Source organism: Haemophilus sp. UMB1048 (assembly GCF_030218125.1).
Taxonomy (GTDB): Bacteria; Pseudomonadota; Gammaproteobacteria; order Enterobacterales; family Pasteurellaceae; genus Haemophilus_D.
The window spans coordinates 76712-93989 of sequence record NZ_JASOPB010000008.1; the positions used below are offsets into that span (position 1 = coordinate 76712).

Genomic DNA, 17278 nt, shown 5'->3' on the forward strand with positions numbered 1-17278 from the left:
ATTGATATCTCATATCTTGGAGGTTTTATGAAATTTAATAATATTCTTGTTGTACTCAATCCTGATAACGAAAAACAATATGCTCTAGCTCGTGCCGTTCGTCTTGTTAAAGAACAGCAAAATGAAACAAAGGTAAAAATCACCACCCTTTTGAGTGTTTATGACTTATCGTATGAGATGTCAGCCCTTCTTTCTTCTGAAGAACGCAGCGAAATGCATAAAACAGCCGTTGAACAACAACGTCAAGCTGTACAATTTTATTTAGATAAATATGCAGATCCAGAAATTGAATTTGAATCACACATTGTATGGAGTAGCAATGAAGCGGATGCAATTCGTGAAGAAGTTGAAAAAAATCAATATGATCTCGTTGTAAAATACACCAAAGATGAAGAAAGCTTCACTTCATTGATTTTCACACCTGTAGATTGGCAATTATTACGTAAATGTCCAATTCCAGTATTAATGGTGCGTGATGGTGACTGGAAACACCAACGCCGTATTTTAGTCGCCGTGAATGTATCGGGTGAACAGGAATATCAAGATGAATTCAACCAAGAGTTAGTTTCAACAGGAATGAACTTAGCGGAGAACTTAAACCGTGGTAATGTACATTTGGTAGCCGCCTACCCTGTTGCGCCAATTAATATGGCGATTGATTTACCAGAATTTAATACTTCAGGTTATGAAAATGGCATTCGTGGCCAACACCTTATCAATATGAAAGCCTTACGTCAAAAATTTGGTATTGATGAAGATCATACCCATGTACGCGAAGGTTTCCCTGAAGAGGTGATTCCTGAAGTGGCGAAAGAAATTGAAGCTGAATTAGTGATTTTAGGTACAGTGGGAAGAACGGGTTTATCTGCAGCGTTATTAGGTAATACGGCTGAACATGTAATTAGTAAATTAAGCTGCAATTTATTAGCCATTAAACCATCTAAAAAATAAGCCTATTTAGCTTTTTATTTAAAACAAGTGCGGTCAGAAAAACAATCGTTTTATTGACCGCACTTTTTTGTTAAAAAAATGTGAAGTTCCTCACAAAATCAACTTTTTCTATTCGTCTCATCATTTCTTTTTCGTTATACTCGTCCGCCCTATCGAAGACTTTCTATAAATTGATTTATTATTAAAAAGGAAAGACAATGAAAAAAACATTAATTGCAGCACTACTTTGGCTTCTCTGCGCTTGCGCAAGCACATGAAGTTTGGGTTGCAACACCAACACAACTTGCTTCTAATAGCGTTTTAAAAGCTGATTTAGCTTATGGTGACTACCCCTACGTTGAAAAAATTCCTGAAAAACGTCTCGCGATTTTTCCACCGATGGAACTCATCAATCAAGATGGTGAAATGCAAACATTAGTACAAAAAGGTGAAAACTACCAATATCAATCAGAAAAACCGTTAAAAGACGGTTCATATTGGGTAACAGCTACTTATAAACCAACTTTCTGGTCACAAAATAATGAAGGTTGGAAAATGGATAACTTACAAGGCACACCAAATGCATTCTATTGCGAACAAACTCAAATGTTTGGTAAAGCCTTTACTGTAGTGGGCAAAAAACCATTAAATGCAGATATGGCAATGACACGCCTCGGTTTACCACTTGAAATCGTGCCACTTAAAGATCCGAAAACAATTAAAGCTGGTGAAGCTTTCCCTGTTCAGATTTTCTATAAAGACCAACCACTTGCAGGCGAAACGATTATCGCAACCTCTGATACATTTGTTGTAAAAGATATGGAAGCGGCAACATCTCACCGTGAGCCGCAAGCCTTTTCTGGTAAAACAGACAAAGAAGGTAAAGTTAACTTTATTCCATTAATTGAAGGCGTTTGGAAACTTAAAGTGATTCATAAAGAACCATTTGAAGATCAAAAAGTTTGTCAACATTCAGCGAATTACGCGACGTTAATTCTCCCTGTTGGTAAAGCTAGAGCTAAACTCCCACCAAAACCAGAACATCATCATTAATCATAAAAAAGTGCGGTCAAATTTAACCGCACTTTTTTAATATGTTCTTAACGCTGGAGGTTGGTAATGTTCAATAAAGGTTTCGATTTCTTGAAGATTATTCGAGAATAAAATCTTCTCAAAATCACCTTGAGTAAAGAAGCCTTCTTTCACCATATGGCTAAAAAAGGATTTTAGTGAATCAAAATAACCCTTTTCATTAAACAGAATACAAGGATTATTATTTTTCCCAATTCGTGCCCAAGAAATCACCTCAGCAATCTCTTCTAAAGTGCCAGGTCCGCCAGGCAAAGCGATATAAGCATCACCGAGCTCAATCATTTTATTTTTTCGCTCAGACATGCTTTCAACAACCACGGTCTTGGTCAAATTAGGATGTGCAACTTCTCTGTCTTGTAAAAATTGAGGAATAATGCCAATTACCTTGCCTTGATGAGCAAGTACAGTATCTGCAACCACGCCCATTAATCCCAATTTTCCGCCACCATAGACTAAAGTATGTTGACCATCAGCAATCCATTTTCCTAATTTTTTTGCGGCAGCCTGATAGGCAGAATCATGACCTAAACTGGCACCGCAATAAACCGTGATGTTCATTCTACTTTTTCCGTTCTACCCATTTTCCATCAATATAATCCACAATCCATTTTGTGGCTTTGCCATTCTTTTCAGATGTCACATATTGATGTTTTTCTTTACGGCTAAAGCGGATAATGGCTTCATTACCCTCAGGGTCTTTTTGTGGCGCATCCGCTAAATAACGTAATTTTTCCGGTAAACGATCACGATAAAGCGCTAATTCCGCCACTTTTGCTGGTCGTGTTTCACGTGATTTCGGGAAGTTATGTGCTGACATAAACACGCCACTTGCCCCATCTCGTAATACAAAATACGCATCAGATTTTTCACATTTCAGTTCAGGGAAATGAACCGGCTCTTCTTTTGGTGGTGCAACTTCGCCGTTTTTCAAAATCTTACGGGTGTTATCACAGTTGGTACAGCCCATATATTTACCAAAACGACCGAGTTTTAAATGCATATCAGCACCGCATTTATCACATTCTACAATCGGACCATCGTAGCCTTTAATTTTGAATTGACCTTGTTCAACCAAATAACCATCACAATTTGGATTATTACCACAAATATGTAATTTACGATGTGGGTCAATGATATAGCTATCCATCGCGGTACCGCATTTCGGACAACGTTTACGATCCATTAAGGCTTTGGTCTCAGAAGCCTCATCTAGCACATTTAATAATTCAGCTTCTGGAATAAGATTAATCGTCGTTTTACAACGCTCTTTTGGTGGTAATGCATAACCTGAACAACCAAGGAAGACACCTGTACTTGCTGTGCGAATCGCCATTTTGCGGCCACAAGTTGGGCAATCAATATCGGTGAGCACAAGGCTATTCGGCTTCATTCCACCTTCTAACTCATCTAATTCAGCCGTAGAAAGTTGGGTAGAAAAATCTTTGAAGAATTGATTTAACTCAGCCTTCCAATTTTTCTCACCGGACGCAATTTGGTCTAGTACGTTTTCCATATTGGCAGTGAAATCGTAGCTCATCAAATCAGTAAAAGATTGATTTAAGCGATCAGTAACGATTTCACCCATTTTCTCGGCATAGAAACGGCGATTTTCAATGCGCACATAGCCACGTTCTTGAATAGTTGAAATAATTGCCGCATAAGTCGAAGGACGACCAATACCACGTTTCTCCAATTCTTTAACCAAGGCAGCTTCAGTAAAACGAGCGGGCGGTTTAGTGAAGTGTTGGCTTGGCGAAACTGTTTTTAGTGCTAATGTTTCGTTTAAACTCACAGCCGGTAAAATTTGGTCTTCTGGATTTTTACCTAATTGTGGCAAGACTTTTGTCCAACCATCAAAACGTAAAATACGGCCTTTGGCTTTCAATTCATAATCACCAGCCATTACAGTGACGGTTGTGCTGTCATATTGTGCAGCAGGCATTTGGCAGGCTACAAATTGACGCCAGATTAAATCATACAAACGTACAGCATCTTTATCCATGCCACTTAAATGATCCGCGAGCATTTTCACATCAGAAGGACGAATCGCTTCGTGTGCTTCTTGTGCATTTTCTTTGCTCGAATAGAAATTCGGTTTAGCAGGTAAATAATCTTTGCCGAAATGGCTTTCGATATAAGAGCGTGCCATATTTAATGCATCTTGGCTCAAGTTAGTAGAGTCAGTACGCATATAAGTAATGTAACCGGCTTCATATAAACGTTGTGCCAACATCATGGTTTTCTTCACTCCAAAACCTAAACGCGTGCTTGCAGTTTGTTGTAAGGTTGAAGTAATAAATGGAGCTCTTGGTTTAGAACCTGTTGGTTTTGTTTCTAAATCTGTGACAACGTAATGTGACTTATTTAAGAAATCGACCGCACTTTGTGCTTCTTTTTCATTTTTCGGCTCAAACTTCTTGCCTTTATATTGCACCACATCCAAACGCAAGTCTTCTTTCTTGGTCGTTTGGGTTAGTGCTTCAATTTCCCAAAACTCTTCTGGTTGGAATGCTTTGATTTCACGTTCACGCTCTACCACCAATTTCACGGCAACAGATTGCACACGTCCAGCTGATAGACCTCGCGCCACTTTCTTCCATAATAATGGCGACACCATAAAGCCTACCACGCGGTCTAAGAAACGACGAGTTTGCTGAGCATTAACCTGGTCCATATTAATGTGAGCAGGATGCTGGAACGCTTTTTCAATCGCTTTCTTAGTAATCTCATTAAATACAACGCGGCTAAAACGACTATCATCGCCACCAATGACTTCACGTAAATGCCACGCGATAGCCTCTCCTTCTCTATCCAAGTCGGTTGCGAGATAAATATGATCAGATTTTTTAGCAAGGGATTTTAATTCAGCTACTACTTTTTCTTTGCCAGGTAGAATTTGGTAATTGGCTTTCCAATCATGATAAGGGTCAATTCCCATACGTTTCACTAAGGCCGCACGGTCTTTTTCTGCTTTAATTTTGTTTTTTTCTTCCGCACTTAATCCTTTAGTGGAAACGGGTTTAGCCTTCTCGCCTGTGCTACTCCCTGCAGTAGGCAAATCACAAATATGCCCTACGCTGGATTTCACCACATACTGGCTACCTAAATATTTATTGATGGTTTTCGCTTTGGCTGGCGACTCCACAATCACTAAAGATTTGCTCATTTGCTTACCTAAAATATAACTAGAATTCTGTAAAATTGGCGATATACTGCAAACTTACGCCGATAAAATCAAGCTTTTTTTCAAAAAGGATTTATAAATGGACAAACTGAATGCAATTTCGGTTTTCTGCAAAGTGATCGAAACGCAAAGTTTTACACAAGCCGCAAACCAACAGAATATTTCTGTGGCAATGGCGAGTAAATTAGTTTCACAATTAGAAGAACATTTAAAAACACGATTATTACAACGTACAACACGAAAAATTGTACCTACTGAAGCTGGTATGCTTTATTACCAACGTTGCCAAGCCATTCTATTAGATTTAAGCGAAGCTGACTCTAGTATTAGTAATATGGCAACGAGCTTGCAAGGTAATTTATTAATCTCTGTACCACGTGATTTTGGCTTACTTTATATTTCACCTAACTTGCCTAAATTTATTGAGCTTCATCCCAATTTACACGTAGAAATTGAATTTGAAGACAAGCGTGTTGATCTCGTTGCGGAAGGCTATGACTTAGCATTACGTATCGGTTATATGCAAGACAGCTCACTTGTTGCGCGTAAAATTAGCAGCTCCCCTATGCATTTTGTTGCTTCGCCAAGTTATTTAGAGTCGCGAGGCACACCACTTACACCTGACGATTTAGAATATCACCAAGGTTTACTTTATAAATCATCGTTAAATCAAGCACATTGGCAATCAACAAAAGCCAATCAAATTCAACGTTATAAAATTCAATCTAAAGTGGTTTCTAATAATGGTATGGCATTGTTAGAAATGACAAAAGCAGGCTTGGGCATCAGCAATTTACCTGGTTTCTTTGTAAAAGATGCGCTTGCTTCAGGTGAGTTAGTTGAAATTTTGTCTGAATATAGACAAAAACCTTTAGATATTTATGTGGTTTACCCAAATCGTCGTCATTTACCCGCTAAAGTTCGCGCATTTATTGAATTTCTAGCGAGTCTCGGCTTGTGTGAGAACAGTCAAATATAAAAACAAGGGCGGATTGACCGCCCTTTATTATTCAAATAATGTCCAAATCGGTTTTACCTCTTCAGGTAAAAATAAATTTTTTCCTAATTCAATCCATCCACAAGGAAAATGAAAGTCTGAACCTAATGAGGCAGCTAAGTCATATTCATTAGCTAAACGCGCAAGATATTGACGCTGATCTTTGGTCTGTCCACTATCTGCGACCTCCATACCATCACCGCCCCATTGTTTAAAATCAACAATTAATCGACGAATCCATTTTCCTGTCATGTTATAACGCATAGGATGAGCAATGACGGCAACGCCACCTGCAGCATGAATCGTCTCAATCGCCGTTGGAATATCCACCCATTCAGCCTTGACAAAACACGATTTCCCACCGCCTAGATAACGCTTAAAGGCTTGCCCATCATTTGAAACCTTGCCGATTTGTACCAAATAACGCGCATAATGCGCACGAGTTACTTCCCCGTTTGCTAATGCTTTTGCGCCTTCATAGGCATTTTGAACACCTGCTTTTTCTAATTTGTGGCCAATTTCGACCGCTCTTTTTTCTCTCAGTGATTTTTGTTCAGCTAAAAGTGCGGTCATTTTAGGATGTGTTTTATCAAAATTTAATCCAACAATATGGATACCACGACCTTCCCAATTCGTTGAAATTTCCACGCCATTAATTAGTTCAATACCTAATTTATCTGCTTCAATTTTGGCTTCATCAATGCCCATCACGGTGTCGTGATCACATAAAGCAAGCACATTGACACCTTGTTCATGAGCTCGTTGCACAAGCTCTGTAGGTGTTAAAACACCATCTGAAGCCGTACTATGGCAATGTAAATCATATTTGATCATCGGCTTTCCTATAAATTAGTTTGAATAGTGTAATTATCTTCATCAACAATTACAGCTTGGCTATTTGTTAAAGGGAGTAAATTCAATTTGGATTGATAGATCTGAACAGTTTTCTGTGAACTCTCTTCAAAAGGAAACTCACCATAATGTGGAACAATTGCAAAATCGACTAAATTTAAAGCTGAATAATTGGTCAAATCGATAGCTATATTTTTGTCATCCATAACTTGATTATACTCGATGTCGCTGGCGGTAATAATAGCACCGGCAGATTCACCAAGGTAAAGCATACCTTCATCAATTCGTTTTTTTATATGTGGTAATAAGTGCTTTCTTTTCAACTCTTGTAATAGATAAAACGTATTACCACCAGAAATGTAAAGGCTCGGCGTATAATTTAATTTATCCTTAATAACCTCTTCTGTTTCTTGGGCTATATCCAAAACATCGACTTCAAAACCTAATTTATGAAAAATATTTTTTGCCTCATCAATGTATTCAACATAGCTTTCTACATTACCTGCAGTAGGTATAAACAGCACTTTATGCAATAAAAAATGCTGTTTTAAAAATCGTTTGAAAAGATTTTCTACGGCTGCAAAATAAGAGGCTAGAAATAATGTTTTCATATTATTTCTCTCTTACTTAATCGCCTGAACCAAGCCTTTAACTAAGCTTGGGCCGTGGTAAATCAAGCCCGAATAAACTTGTAACAAGTCTGCCCCAGCTTCAATCTTCTCTTGTGCGTTTTGTACACCGTCAATACCACCACTCCCAATAATCGGAATTTGTCCTTTCAGCTCTTGATGCAATCTTCGAATAATTTCTGTACTTTTTTGCTGTAACGGTTTTCCACTTAAGCCGCCTTGTTGTTCCGCATTTTTCAAACCTGTGACGTTGTCGCGTGAAATCGTTGTATTAGTGGCAATTACCCCATCCATTTGATGACGAAGTAACGTATCAGCAATTTGAACGAGCTCAGTCTCGGATAAATCAGGTGCAATTTTTACTGCAATCGGCACATATTTATTATATTGCTCAGCTAATACTTTTTGGCGCTGTTTTACACTTTGCAGTAAATCATCAAAATAATCACCATACTGCAATTGGCGCAAATCTGGAGTGTTCGGTGATGAAATATTTACCGTAATATAATCTGCATAGTTATAGGCTTTATTTAAGCAAAATAAGTAATCATCTTTCCCCTTTTCAAGTGGCGTGACTTTATTTTTGCCAATATTAATCCCAATTACACCATCAAATTTTGCTTTTTTAACATTCTCGACCACGTAATCAATGCCATAATTATTGAATCCATTACGGTTAATAATCCCTTCCGCTTCCACTAAACGGAATTGACGAGGTTTAGCATTTCCCTCTTGTGCCAAAGGCGTAACCGTACCGACTTCAATAAAACCAAATCCCATCGCACCAAAGCCATCAATAGCCTCAGCATTTTTATCTGCGCCCGCTGCTAATCCAATAGGATTTTTAAATGTAATGCCCATTACTTGCTTAGGCGAACCTTGTGGACAAGCCAAAAGCTGCTTTAATAAAAATTGGCAAGGTGATTTACCCGCTAAATGCAATGATTTAATCACTAAATCATGAGCGGTTTCAGGATCAAGGGAAAAGATGGCTTTACGGATCAAAGAATACATACTCGTTTATCTCTCAGGATAGTTCACTGTAAATGGAAAGTGCGGTCAAAATTAACCGCACTTTTTGTTTATTGCAATGCTTTTTCAATCTTCTCGAATAAATCTTTCGAGAGTTCTTCAACGGCACTTAATCGCTCCAAGGCGCGTTTCATTAACGTTTGACGTTGTGCATCAAAACGTGAGAAACGAATTAATGGTTCAATTAAACGCGCTGCTACTTGCGGATTTGTTTCATTTAAACGAATTAAGACATCCGTTAAGAAACGATAGCCTGAACCACTGATATGATGGAATGCTTTTAAGTTGTGATTTGCAAAGCTACCCACTAATGAACGTAAACGGTTTGGATTGTTGAAGTTAAAGCTTGGGTGATCCATTAATACTTGTACAATTTCCAATACGTTTTCATCTGGGCGAGTTGCTTGTAAAGCAAACCATTTATCCATGACCAAGCCATCATGTTGCCATTTTTGTTCAAAATCCGCTAACAAAGTATCACGGCAAGGTAACGCCGCTTTGGTTGCCATAGTTAATGCGGCCAACGTATCTGTCATATTATTGGCATTATTGTAATGTTTTTGCACCACATTATTGCCTAAATTGGTGTAAGCCAAATAACTTAAACAAAGATTACGCATTGCTCGTAAAGCAATATCTTCTTGCGTCACTCGATAATCTTCAAGACGAATATGGGTGTAAATACGCAATAAATCTTCTTTCAAGTATTCTGCGATTTGTACCAACATAAATTCTCTTGCGGCTGCAATGCCATCTGGATCAATCGTTTTAAAACTTTCTGCAAACTCAATGTCTTTTGGCAAGGTTAGAATTAATGTCGCTAATTCAATATCTTGTTCATAATTTTCCAATACATGCGCAAGTGCGGTCAAAACATCAGGTGAAATTTCAAAGGCTTCACCTTGTTGGAAATGCGCCACATTACGACGTAATTCTTGAGTAAACAGCATTTGTGCGGCATCCCAACGAGCAAATTGGTTATCAGCGAATTTAAGCAAACCTAATAACTGCTCTGTGGTGTAATCATAATCCAGTTTAACCGGTGCAGAGAAATCACATAATAACGCAGGAATTGGGCGACCATAAATGCCATGGAATTCAAAGACTTGATCTTTTTCTGTCACATTTAACACATCGCTTAGCAACTCACCGTTATGCTGTAACATTTGTTTCGTGCCTTTGGCATCATAAAGCGCAATTTTCAATGGAATATGTAAGTTTACTTTTTCCATTTGGTCCGCTGTTGGTGGCGTAGATTGCGAAACCGTTAAACGATAAGTATGAGTTTGTTCATCATAGGCATCGCTAATCAATAATTCTGGTGTACCTGATTGACTATACCAACGACGGAATTGTGCTAAATCAACGTCATTTGCACGTTCCATTGCAGAAACAAAATCTTCACAGGTTGCCGCTTTACCATCGTTTTCAGCAATATAAAGTTGCATCCCTTTTTGGAAACCTTGTTCACCTAATAAAGTGTGCAACATACGAATTACTTCTGCCCCTTTTTCATATACGGTCACGGTATAGAAGTTATTCATTTCAATGACTTTTTCAGGGCGAATTGGGTGTGACATTGGGCTTGCATCTTCAGCAAATTGCACCGTACGTAAGAATTTCACGTTATTAATACGATTGACTGCTCGAGAACCTGTGTCAGATGAAAACTCTTGATCACGGAAAACCGTTAAACCTTCTTTCAAACTTAATTGGAACCAATCACGGCAAGTTACACGGTTTCCTGTCCAGTTATGGAAATATTCGTGTGCAATCACGCTTTCAATGGCGAGGTAATCATCATCAGTTGCTGTTTGTGGATTTGCCAACACAAATTTAGAGTTAAAGATATTCAACCCTTTATTTTCCATGGCGCCCATATTGAAGAAATCCACAGCAACAATCATGTAAATATCTAAGTCGTATTCTAAATTGAAACGGTCTTCATCCCATTTCATAGATTTTTTCAGGCTTTCCATTGCCCACGAAGCGCGATCAAGATTGCCACGGTCAACATAAAGCTCTAAGGCTACTTCACGACCACTTTTTGTCGTAAAGGTATCTTGCAATAAATCAAAATCACCTGCCACTAAAGCAAATAAATAGCTTGGTTTCGGGAATGGGTCATTCCATTCAACCCAATGACGCCCATCCTCTAATTCACCACTTGCAATACGGTTGCCATTAGAAAGTAAGTAAGGATATTTAGTCTTATCTGCGGTAATTTTGGTTGTATAGCGAGCCAATACATCTGGGCGATCAAGCATATAAGTGATTTGACGGAAACCTTCTGCTTCACATTGTGTACAAATGCCCTCGCCAGATTGATAAAGCCCTTGTAAAGAGGTGTTTTGTGCAGGCTCTAGATTCGTCACAATTTCAAGCTCAAAATTGACCGCACTTTGATTGGTTAAATCTAACGTTAAACTTTCGTGGTCTTGATGATAATGTTTGAAATCTTCGCCATTGAATTTAATGGAGGCAAATTGGAAGCCATGACCATCTAATCGTAGATGGGTTGCTTCATCATTTAAACGTTGGAAGGTTGTTTTTGCAGTGACAACGGTATGCTTAGGATCTAATTGAAAATCAAGGAAAATATCCGTAACTGTAAAATCAGGTTGTTTGTAATCTTTTCTATATTTCGCTTTAGCTAACATAATCTGCTCTATTTCTAAGAAAAAAACTCGTATTAGGATAAGATTTTATGACAAAACTTGCAATGGAATTTTCAGCTTTTACCACATAGCAAACGTTTGCTTAAAAGTGGGCAAATATGCTATTCTACGCGTCGTTTTTTATCAGATAAATTTTTTAAAATATGTCAAATACTGCACAAATTGCTATTGTTATGGGCTCAAAAAGCGATTGGGCAACCATGCAAGAAGCCACTCAAATTTTAGATGAACTCAATGTGGCATATCATGTTGAAGTCGTTTCCGCACATCGAACCCCCGACAAACTGTTTGAATTTGCCGAAAATGCACAAAAAAATGGTTACAAAGTAATTATTGCGGGTGCGGGTGGCGCTGCTCATTTACCCGGTATGATTGCAGCTAAAACGCTTGTACCGGTATTGGGTGTCCCTGTTAAAAGTTCTATGTTAAGCGGTGTTGATAGTCTCTATTCTATCGTGCAAATGCCGAAAGGCATTCCTGTCGGTACGTTAGCGATTGGCCCTGCTGGTGCTGCTAATGCAGGATTACTCGCCGCACAAATTCTTGCAGGTTGGGATGAGGCGTTATTCGCTCGCCTACAAGTATTCCGCGAAAATCAAACCAATATGGTATTGGATAATCCTGATCCACGTACATAAAACGCCTTTCAATTTGACCGCACTTTTTAAAGTGCGGCTGTTTTTTTAGCTAGATTTGATGAGAAATTTTATGCAAAACTCTACCCTATATCCTACCGTTTATGTGCTTGGTAATGGTCAACTCGGCAGAATGTTACGTTATGCAGGCGCACCTTTAGATATTCACGTTCAACCGCTTGAGTTCAATGCACCCGTATTTGATTTACCTAAAGATGCCATCATTACCGCAGAAATTGAACGTTGGGAAAAAACACCTTTAACTGAATTATTAGGTCATCACAAGAATTTCGTTAATCAGAATGTTTTTGGCTTATTGGCTGATCGCTTTACCCAAAAATCTTTACTAGATGAACTCAATCTCTCTACCTCGCCATGGTGTTTATTAAAAGATAAAATGCAATGGTCTGAAGTATTTAAAAACGTGGGCAAAAAAGTCGTAGTGAAACGTCGTACCGGTGGTTATGACGGCAGAGGTCAATGGATTATCTCTGAAAATAATCAACGTGATATTACGGACGATTTATTCGGTGAAGTTATCGCAGAAAAATTTATTCCTTTTGATTATGAAGTGTCTATCGTAGGCGCAAGATTTAAAAATGGTGAAAAACGTTTCTATCCTGTGACGCATAACCTGCAGCAAAATGGCATTTTACGTTACAGTGTGACAGATGTTTCATTCTCTCAACAACAAAGCCAACAAACTCAGGCGGAGTCTATGCTCGGAAAAATCATGGACAAGCTTGAATATGTGGGTGTAATGGCGATGGAATGCTTTGTGGTGGGTGATAAATTATTAATTAATGAACTTGCCCCTCGTGTGCATAATAGCGGACATTGGACCCAACTAGGCTGTGCCATTAGTCAATTTGAATTGCATCTACGTGCTTTATTAGATTTACCTACACCGTCATTACAACCTATTGCCCCAAGTGTCATGGTTAATTTAATTGGTACAGAACATAATCCACAATGGTTGAACACGCCTTTCTCTCAGTTACATTGGTATGGCAAGGAAGTTCGTCCAGGTAGAAAATTAGGTCATATCAATATCACGCATCCAGACAAAACGATCATTATCCAACAGCTTGAAAAACTTCGTCACGAACTCCCTGAAGACTATCAATCTGGTTTAAATTGGGCAATTGAGAAATTAAAATAATCAAAAAAACAACCGCACTTTTTTGATGAATATCTAAAAACATCAAAGTGCGGTTGATTTTTATCAGGTTCTTCTTGATAAAATCTATCGGCTGAAGTATAAAATTACTCATCTCACAACACATACATAAGGAAAAGCTATGTTTGAACATATCAAAGCGGCTCCGGCCGATCCTATCTTAGGCTTAGGCGAAGCATTCAAATCAGAAACTCGTGAAAATAAAATCAATTTAGGTATTGGCGTTTATAAAGATGCACAAGGTACAACGCCGATTATGCGCGCGGTAAAAGAAGCCGAAAAACGCTTATTTGATAACGAAAAGACTAAAAACTATCTGACTATCGATGGTATTGCCGATTATAACGAACGCACAAAAGAGCTCCTTTTCGGTAAAGATTCAGAAGTCATTAAAGCAAACCGTGCAAGAACTGCACAAAGCTTAGGGGGCACAGGTGCATTACGCATTGCTGCGGAATTCATTAAACGCCAAACCAAAGCACAAAATGTATGGATTAGTACACCTACATGGCCAAACCACAATGCAATTTTCAATGCGGTGGGCATGACGATTCGTGAATATCGTTATTATGATGCTGAACGCAAAGCCCTTGACTGGGAACATTTACTTGAAGATTTAAGTCAAGCAAGCGAAGGCGATGTCGTGCTTTTACACGGTTGCTGCCACAACCCAACTGGTATTGACCCAACCCCAGAACAATGGCAAGAATTAGCCGCGCTTTCAGCAAAAAACGGCTGGTTACCACTCTTTGACTTTGCTTATCAAGGTTTAGCCAATGGCTTAGACCAGGATGCTTACGGTTTACGTGCATTTGCAGCAAATCATAAAGAATTATTAGTGGCAAGTTCATTCTCTAAAAACTTTGGTTTATACAATGAGCGCGTAGGTGCCTTTACCCTTGTGGCTGAAAATGCAGAAATTGCTTCAACTGCATTAACACAGGTGAAATCAATTATTCGCACTCTCTACTCTAACCCTGCGTCTCATGGTGGTGCAACCGTAGCAACGGTGTTAAATGATCCACAACTTCGTCAAGAATGGGAAAATGAATTGACTGAAATGCGTGAACGTATCAAAAAAATGCGTCATTTATTCGTTCAGTTATTAAAAGAATATGGTGCAGAACAAGATTTCAGCTTTATTATGGAACAAAACGGTATGTTCTCTTTCAGCGGCTTATCACCTGAACAAGTTGATCGCTTAAAAGAAGAATTTGCGATTTATGCGGTTCGTTCTGGTCGTATCAATGTGGCTGGTATCACTGAAGACAATATTCGTTATTTATGTGAAAGTATCGTTAAAGTGCTTTAATCAATAAAAATAAAAAGTGCGGTTAAATTTGACCGCACTTTTTTTCATCTCAATATAATAAAAAGGCAGATTTTACTCTGCCTTTTTATCAAACAATTACCATTGGTAACCGATGCTACCACCCCAGTTTACATCACTGCGGGAATTGATACTTGCACCAACTTTAATCGAAATTTTGTTGTTATCAGAATTTCGGCCATAACCAACTGCGATTGCATTTTCATTGCGATAACCACCAACACCAACAGAAACTAAGCTTTTACCCGCTTCATTTGGACGTTGTAAGAAAGAAATCGCTGTCGCACCTGCAATGCCTGCTCGTAATTTACGATCAACGTGATCAATTTTGTTGTCTAAACGATTGATGTTGTTATTAATGTTTTTCACTGCATTATCAACATAACGTTTATTTACTGCATCAGTTGGGTCTTTCGGATCAGCCACATTTACAATACGATTATTGTGCATATCTAATCCACCATGTGCATGGATAGTACCACCAACGTTAACGTCACCTGTTGTAGTTACATTTTTGAATGTCGGTGTATCAGACACAGCAACGCTTAACACTTTTCCTTTTTTGTGAGTTAATTTAATATTTTTACCCGCATCAAGTGTTAACTTATCCATTTTTGTTGCAGTAGATTGAACCGTTTCTTCTGCCACTTCATTTACAACAGTACCTTCAGATGCACTTGCAGTCACGTTAAATCCACGACCACCTGCATTTTTGATTTCATCTTTGGTTTTTTGTGAAAGATCTACTTTGTAATTGGTTACTGTTGTAACAGAAATACCATTTTTAACTTCTGTTTTTTCACCAACTGTTACTGTAACAGCATCAGAAGCAGCTTCAACTGATGCTGAAGTGTCTTTTGCATTAACCGTGTAAATAGTTTGATTATTCGCACCAGTTTCAGAAGTAACCTCTACATTTGTTCCAGCTTTTACTTCTGTTTTAGCTGCTGCAGCGGCTTTAGTAATATTGGTATTAAGCTCGTTCTTCGCTGCATATAATTGGCTACCATTCACAGCATCTTTACTATCAGCTGAAATTGTACCATTTGATACATTCGTGATTTTTGTATTTCCTGCATTAATACCATCTTTATCATTAATAGTAACAGGTCCTACGGTAATATTATTAGCTTTAACACTAGTAACTTTAATATCATCTTTTAAATTCACTTTAATATCAGCAGCATTTTCACCATCTTTAACAACCACCTCGGTATTCGTACCATTTGCAAAATTTACTTTGCCATGGGTATTAATACGTGATGTTTCTTTACCATTGTTTTGAATGTTAAAGCCCGCATTGTAATAGGCTTGATATAACTGGCTACCATTTACAGCATCGTTTGATTCAGCAGTAATTCGACCTGCACCTACGTTTTGGATTTGGCGAACAAGTTTTCCATCACCGACAGATACTGCACCTTTTTGAGTTGAAAAAGTACCATTGTAATTAACTGTTGTACCTTTCGCCTTATCATCAAAAGAAGATAAAGCTTTTGCTGTCTGATTAAAATCATTAGCCGCGCTGCTTGAATAAGAACCTAATGTCACAGAGTTTTCATGAGTACCTTTTGCTTGAGTACCAATCACAACAGCACTAACCCCAGAGACGTTACTAGATGTACCAAGAGCAATAGCATTAACAGCAGAGGAATTACTATTTTTACCAACCGCAACAGCATTCATTGATGAAGCATTAGCATTAGAACCAGTTGCCAATGCATCCACTGCTGAAGCTTTAGATGCATAACCGAAAGCCATTGAACCTCTACCACTAGCCTCTGCGCCGTTACCTAATGCTGAAGCTCCTACTTCACTCGCTTTCGCACCGTTACCAACAGCGGTCGAAACGATTGCACTAGCGTTTGCACCTGTACCTAAAGCTGTTGCACTTTGAGCTCCAGCATAAGAGCGGCGACCTAACGCGGTGGATTCTCGCCCTTCTGTTACAGCTTGAGAACCAACAGCAATAGAATTATCTGCTTTAGCTGATGCTCCTACACCTAATGCTGTCGCACCCCATGCAGTAGCAGATGAGCTATCACCAAAAGCTGATGCACTTTTTTCAAGAGCTTTCGAGTTTCGACCAACAGCGGTTGCTAGAGCGCCTGTTGCATTTGCTGTTGCACCAAAGGCTGAAGCCCCTTCACCATCAGCATAAGATGCCACCCCTACTGCAGTCTGACTATTTCCACCAACTTTCTCATTAGAAGTTTTTGCCATTAAACCGATAGCAATTGCGTTTGTACCTTTACCTGTTGATGCACGATCACCAATCGTCACGCCGTATTGAGAATTACCATTAGCTTTATCACCCAAAGTTACTGACCAACGTCCTGTATTTGTAGTATTACCACCAATTACTACGCTCTCAGTTGTTTCAGATTTAGCTTTATTACCTAAAACAACAGAATTCCCTGTTGTACCGGTTCCACCAAGGGCGCTCGCACCGATACCTCCAACAATATTTCCTTGATCATTTGATACCACATTGGTTTCAGCCATCGCGCTTGTCGTTGCACCTGCTAAAACTGCAGCGCCAATGATTACATTTAATGCTTTACGTTTATCGGTTTGAGATGATTTACCCACAGATTTGCTTAGTTCTGAAACAGCAACCCAGCATTGATTTACTTTATTCCAAATAATTTTAAAAACATGATTCATATTAAAGTTTCCTATAATCTAAAAATAACTAATCAAGACAAACAAAATCTTGATTCCGAATAAGTATAATAG

General features: G+C 38.6%; 13 protein-coding genes. 6 read left to right on the forward strand and 7 right to left on the reverse strand.

The window, feature by feature from the left end; all coding sequences use genetic code 11:
* Positions 1–27 precede the first annotated feature (27 nt).
* Both uspE and QP437_RS08435 read left to right on the forward strand, forming a co-directional pair.
* Positions 28–951: a universal stress protein UspE gene (gene uspE / locus QP437_RS08430; RefSeq protein WP_070775884.1), complete on the forward strand. Its 924-nt coding sequence runs from the start codon at positions 28–30 to the stop codon at positions 949–951.
* Positions 952–1164: 213 nt separating this feature from the next.
* A complete protein-coding gene (locus tag QP437_RS08435; protein WP_336620760.1) occupies positions 1165–1983 on the forward strand; it encodes a DUF4198 domain-containing protein in 819 nt (272 codons plus the stop codon).
* Between the two features lie 36 nt (positions 1984–2019).
* Here the strand turns inward: QP437_RS08435 and QP437_RS08440 are convergent, their stop codons facing one another.
* Both QP437_RS08440 and topA read right to left on the reverse strand, forming a co-directional pair.
* The gene (locus tag QP437_RS08440; RefSeq protein WP_285267547.1) at positions 2020–2580 is read right to left on the reverse strand and encodes a TIGR00730 family Rossman fold protein; all 561 of its coding nucleotides are present in this window, start codon (positions 2578–2580) and stop codon (positions 2020–2022) included.
* Position 2581: 1 nt separating this feature from the next.
* Entirely contained in the window at positions 2582–5188 is a 2607-nt protein-coding gene (topA, locus tag QP437_RS08445) for a type I DNA topoisomerase (protein WP_285267548.1), read from the reverse strand.
* A gap of 97 nt (positions 5189–5285) precedes the next feature.
* On the opposite strand from topA, the gene QP437_RS08450 reads away from it, so the two are divergent.
* The gene (locus QP437_RS08450; protein WP_197546711.1) at positions 5286–6185 is read left to right on the forward strand and encodes a LysR family transcriptional regulator; all 900 of its coding nucleotides are present in this window, start codon (positions 5286–5288) and stop codon (positions 6183–6185) included.
* Positions 6186–6212: 27 nt separating this feature from the next.
* Here the strand turns inward: QP437_RS08450 and QP437_RS08455 are convergent, their stop codons facing one another.
* The 4 genes from QP437_RS08455 to pepN all read right to left on the reverse strand — a co-directional run bounded on the left by QP437_RS08455 (position 6213) and on the right by pepN (position 11376).
* Positions 6213–7037 (reverse strand): PHP domain-containing protein, encoded by an 825-nt coding sequence (locus QP437_RS08455; RefSeq protein WP_197546712.1) that lies wholly within the window; start codon positions 7035–7037, stop codon positions 6213–6215.
* 8 nt (positions 7038–7045) lie between these two features.
* On the reverse strand, positions 7046–7666 hold the full coding sequence (locus QP437_RS08460; RefSeq protein WP_197546713.1) for a Type 1 glutamine amidotransferase-like domain-containing protein: 621 nt from the start codon (positions 7664–7666) through the stop codon (positions 7046–7048).
* 12 nt (positions 7667–7678) lie between these two features.
* Positions 7679–8698, reverse strand: coding sequence for a quinone-dependent dihydroorotate dehydrogenase (gene pyrD / locus QP437_RS08465; protein ID WP_197546714.1), 1020 nt, complete (start codon positions 8696–8698; stop codon positions 7679–7681).
* Positions 8699–8766: 68 nt separating this feature from the next.
* Positions 8767–11376 carry an aminopeptidase N gene (gene pepN, locus QP437_RS08470; RefSeq protein WP_197546715.1) on the reverse strand — a complete coding sequence of 870 codons (2610 nt, stop codon included), beginning with the start codon at positions 11374–11376 and terminating at the stop codon, positions 8767–8769.
* A gap of 161 nt (positions 11377–11537) precedes the next feature.
* Here pepN and purE point away from each other — a divergent pair, with 161 nt between their 5' ends.
* The 3 genes from purE (at position 11538) to QP437_RS08485 (ending at position 14521) form a co-directional block, all read left to right on the forward strand.
* Positions 11538–12032 carry a 5-(carboxyamino)imidazole ribonucleotide mutase gene (gene purE / locus QP437_RS08475; RefSeq protein ID WP_197560435.1) on the forward strand — a complete coding sequence of 165 codons (495 nt, stop codon included), beginning with the start codon at positions 11538–11540 and terminating at the stop codon, positions 12030–12032.
* Between the two features lie 70 nt (positions 12033–12102).
* On the forward strand, positions 12103–13191 hold the full coding sequence (gene purK / locus QP437_RS08480; RefSeq protein ID WP_285267549.1) for a 5-(carboxyamino)imidazole ribonucleotide synthase: 1089 nt from the start codon (positions 12103–12105) through the stop codon (positions 13189–13191).
* A 139-nt stretch (positions 13192–13330) separates the two neighbouring features.
* Positions 13331–14521, forward strand: coding sequence for an amino acid aminotransferase (locus QP437_RS08485; RefSeq protein ID WP_049368743.1), 1191 nt, complete (start codon positions 13331–13333; stop codon positions 14519–14521).
* A 96-nt stretch (positions 14522–14617) separates the two neighbouring features.
* Here QP437_RS08485 and QP437_RS08490 read toward each other — a convergent pair whose 3' ends face one another.
* Positions 14618–17206 (reverse strand): YadA-like family protein, encoded by a 2589-nt coding sequence (locus QP437_RS08490; RefSeq protein ID WP_285267550.1) that lies wholly within the window; start codon positions 17204–17206, stop codon positions 14618–14620.
* Between the last annotated feature and the right edge of the window lie 72 nt (positions 17207–17278).

Coding starts and splice junctions, on each gene's coding strand:
- uspE (WP_070775884.1), top strand. CDS start 28: ATGAAATTTAATAATATTCTTGTTGTACTCAATCCTGATAACGAAAAA.
- QP437_RS08440 (WP_285267547.1), bottom strand. CDS start 2,580: ATGAACATCACGGTTTATTGCGGTGCCAGTTTAGGTCATGATTCTGCC.
- topA (WP_285267548.1), bottom strand. CDS start 5,188: ATGAGCAAATCTTTAGTGATTGTGGAGTCGCCAGCCAAAGCGAAAACC.
- QP437_RS08450 (WP_197546711.1), top strand. CDS start 5,286: ATGGACAAACTGAATGCAATTTCGGTTTTCTGCAAAGTGATCGAAACG.
- QP437_RS08455 (WP_197546712.1), bottom strand. CDS start 7,037: ATGATCAAATATGATTTACATTGCCATAGTACGGCTTCAGATGGTGTT.
- QP437_RS08460 (WP_197546713.1), bottom strand. CDS start 7,666: ATGAAAACATTATTTCTAGCCTCTTATTTTGCAGCCGTAGAAAATCTT.
- pyrD (WP_197546714.1), bottom strand. CDS start 8,698: ATGTATTCTTTGATCCGTAAAGCCATCTTTTCCCTTGATCCTGAAACC.
- pepN (WP_197546715.1), bottom strand. CDS start 11,376: ATGTTAGCTAAAGCGAAATATAGAAAAGATTACAAACAACCTGATTTT.
- purE (WP_197560435.1), top strand. CDS start 11,538: ATGTCAAATACTGCACAAATTGCTATTGTTATGGGCTCAAAAAGCGAT.
- purK (WP_285267549.1), top strand. CDS start 12,103: ATGCAAAACTCTACCCTATATCCTACCGTTTATGTGCTTGGTAATGGT.
- QP437_RS08485 (WP_049368743.1), top strand. CDS start 13,331: ATGTTTGAACATATCAAAGCGGCTCCGGCCGATCCTATCTTAGGCTTA.
- QP437_RS08490 (WP_285267550.1), bottom strand. CDS start 17,206: ATGAATCATGTTTTTAAAATTATTTGGAATAAAGTAAATCAATGCTGG.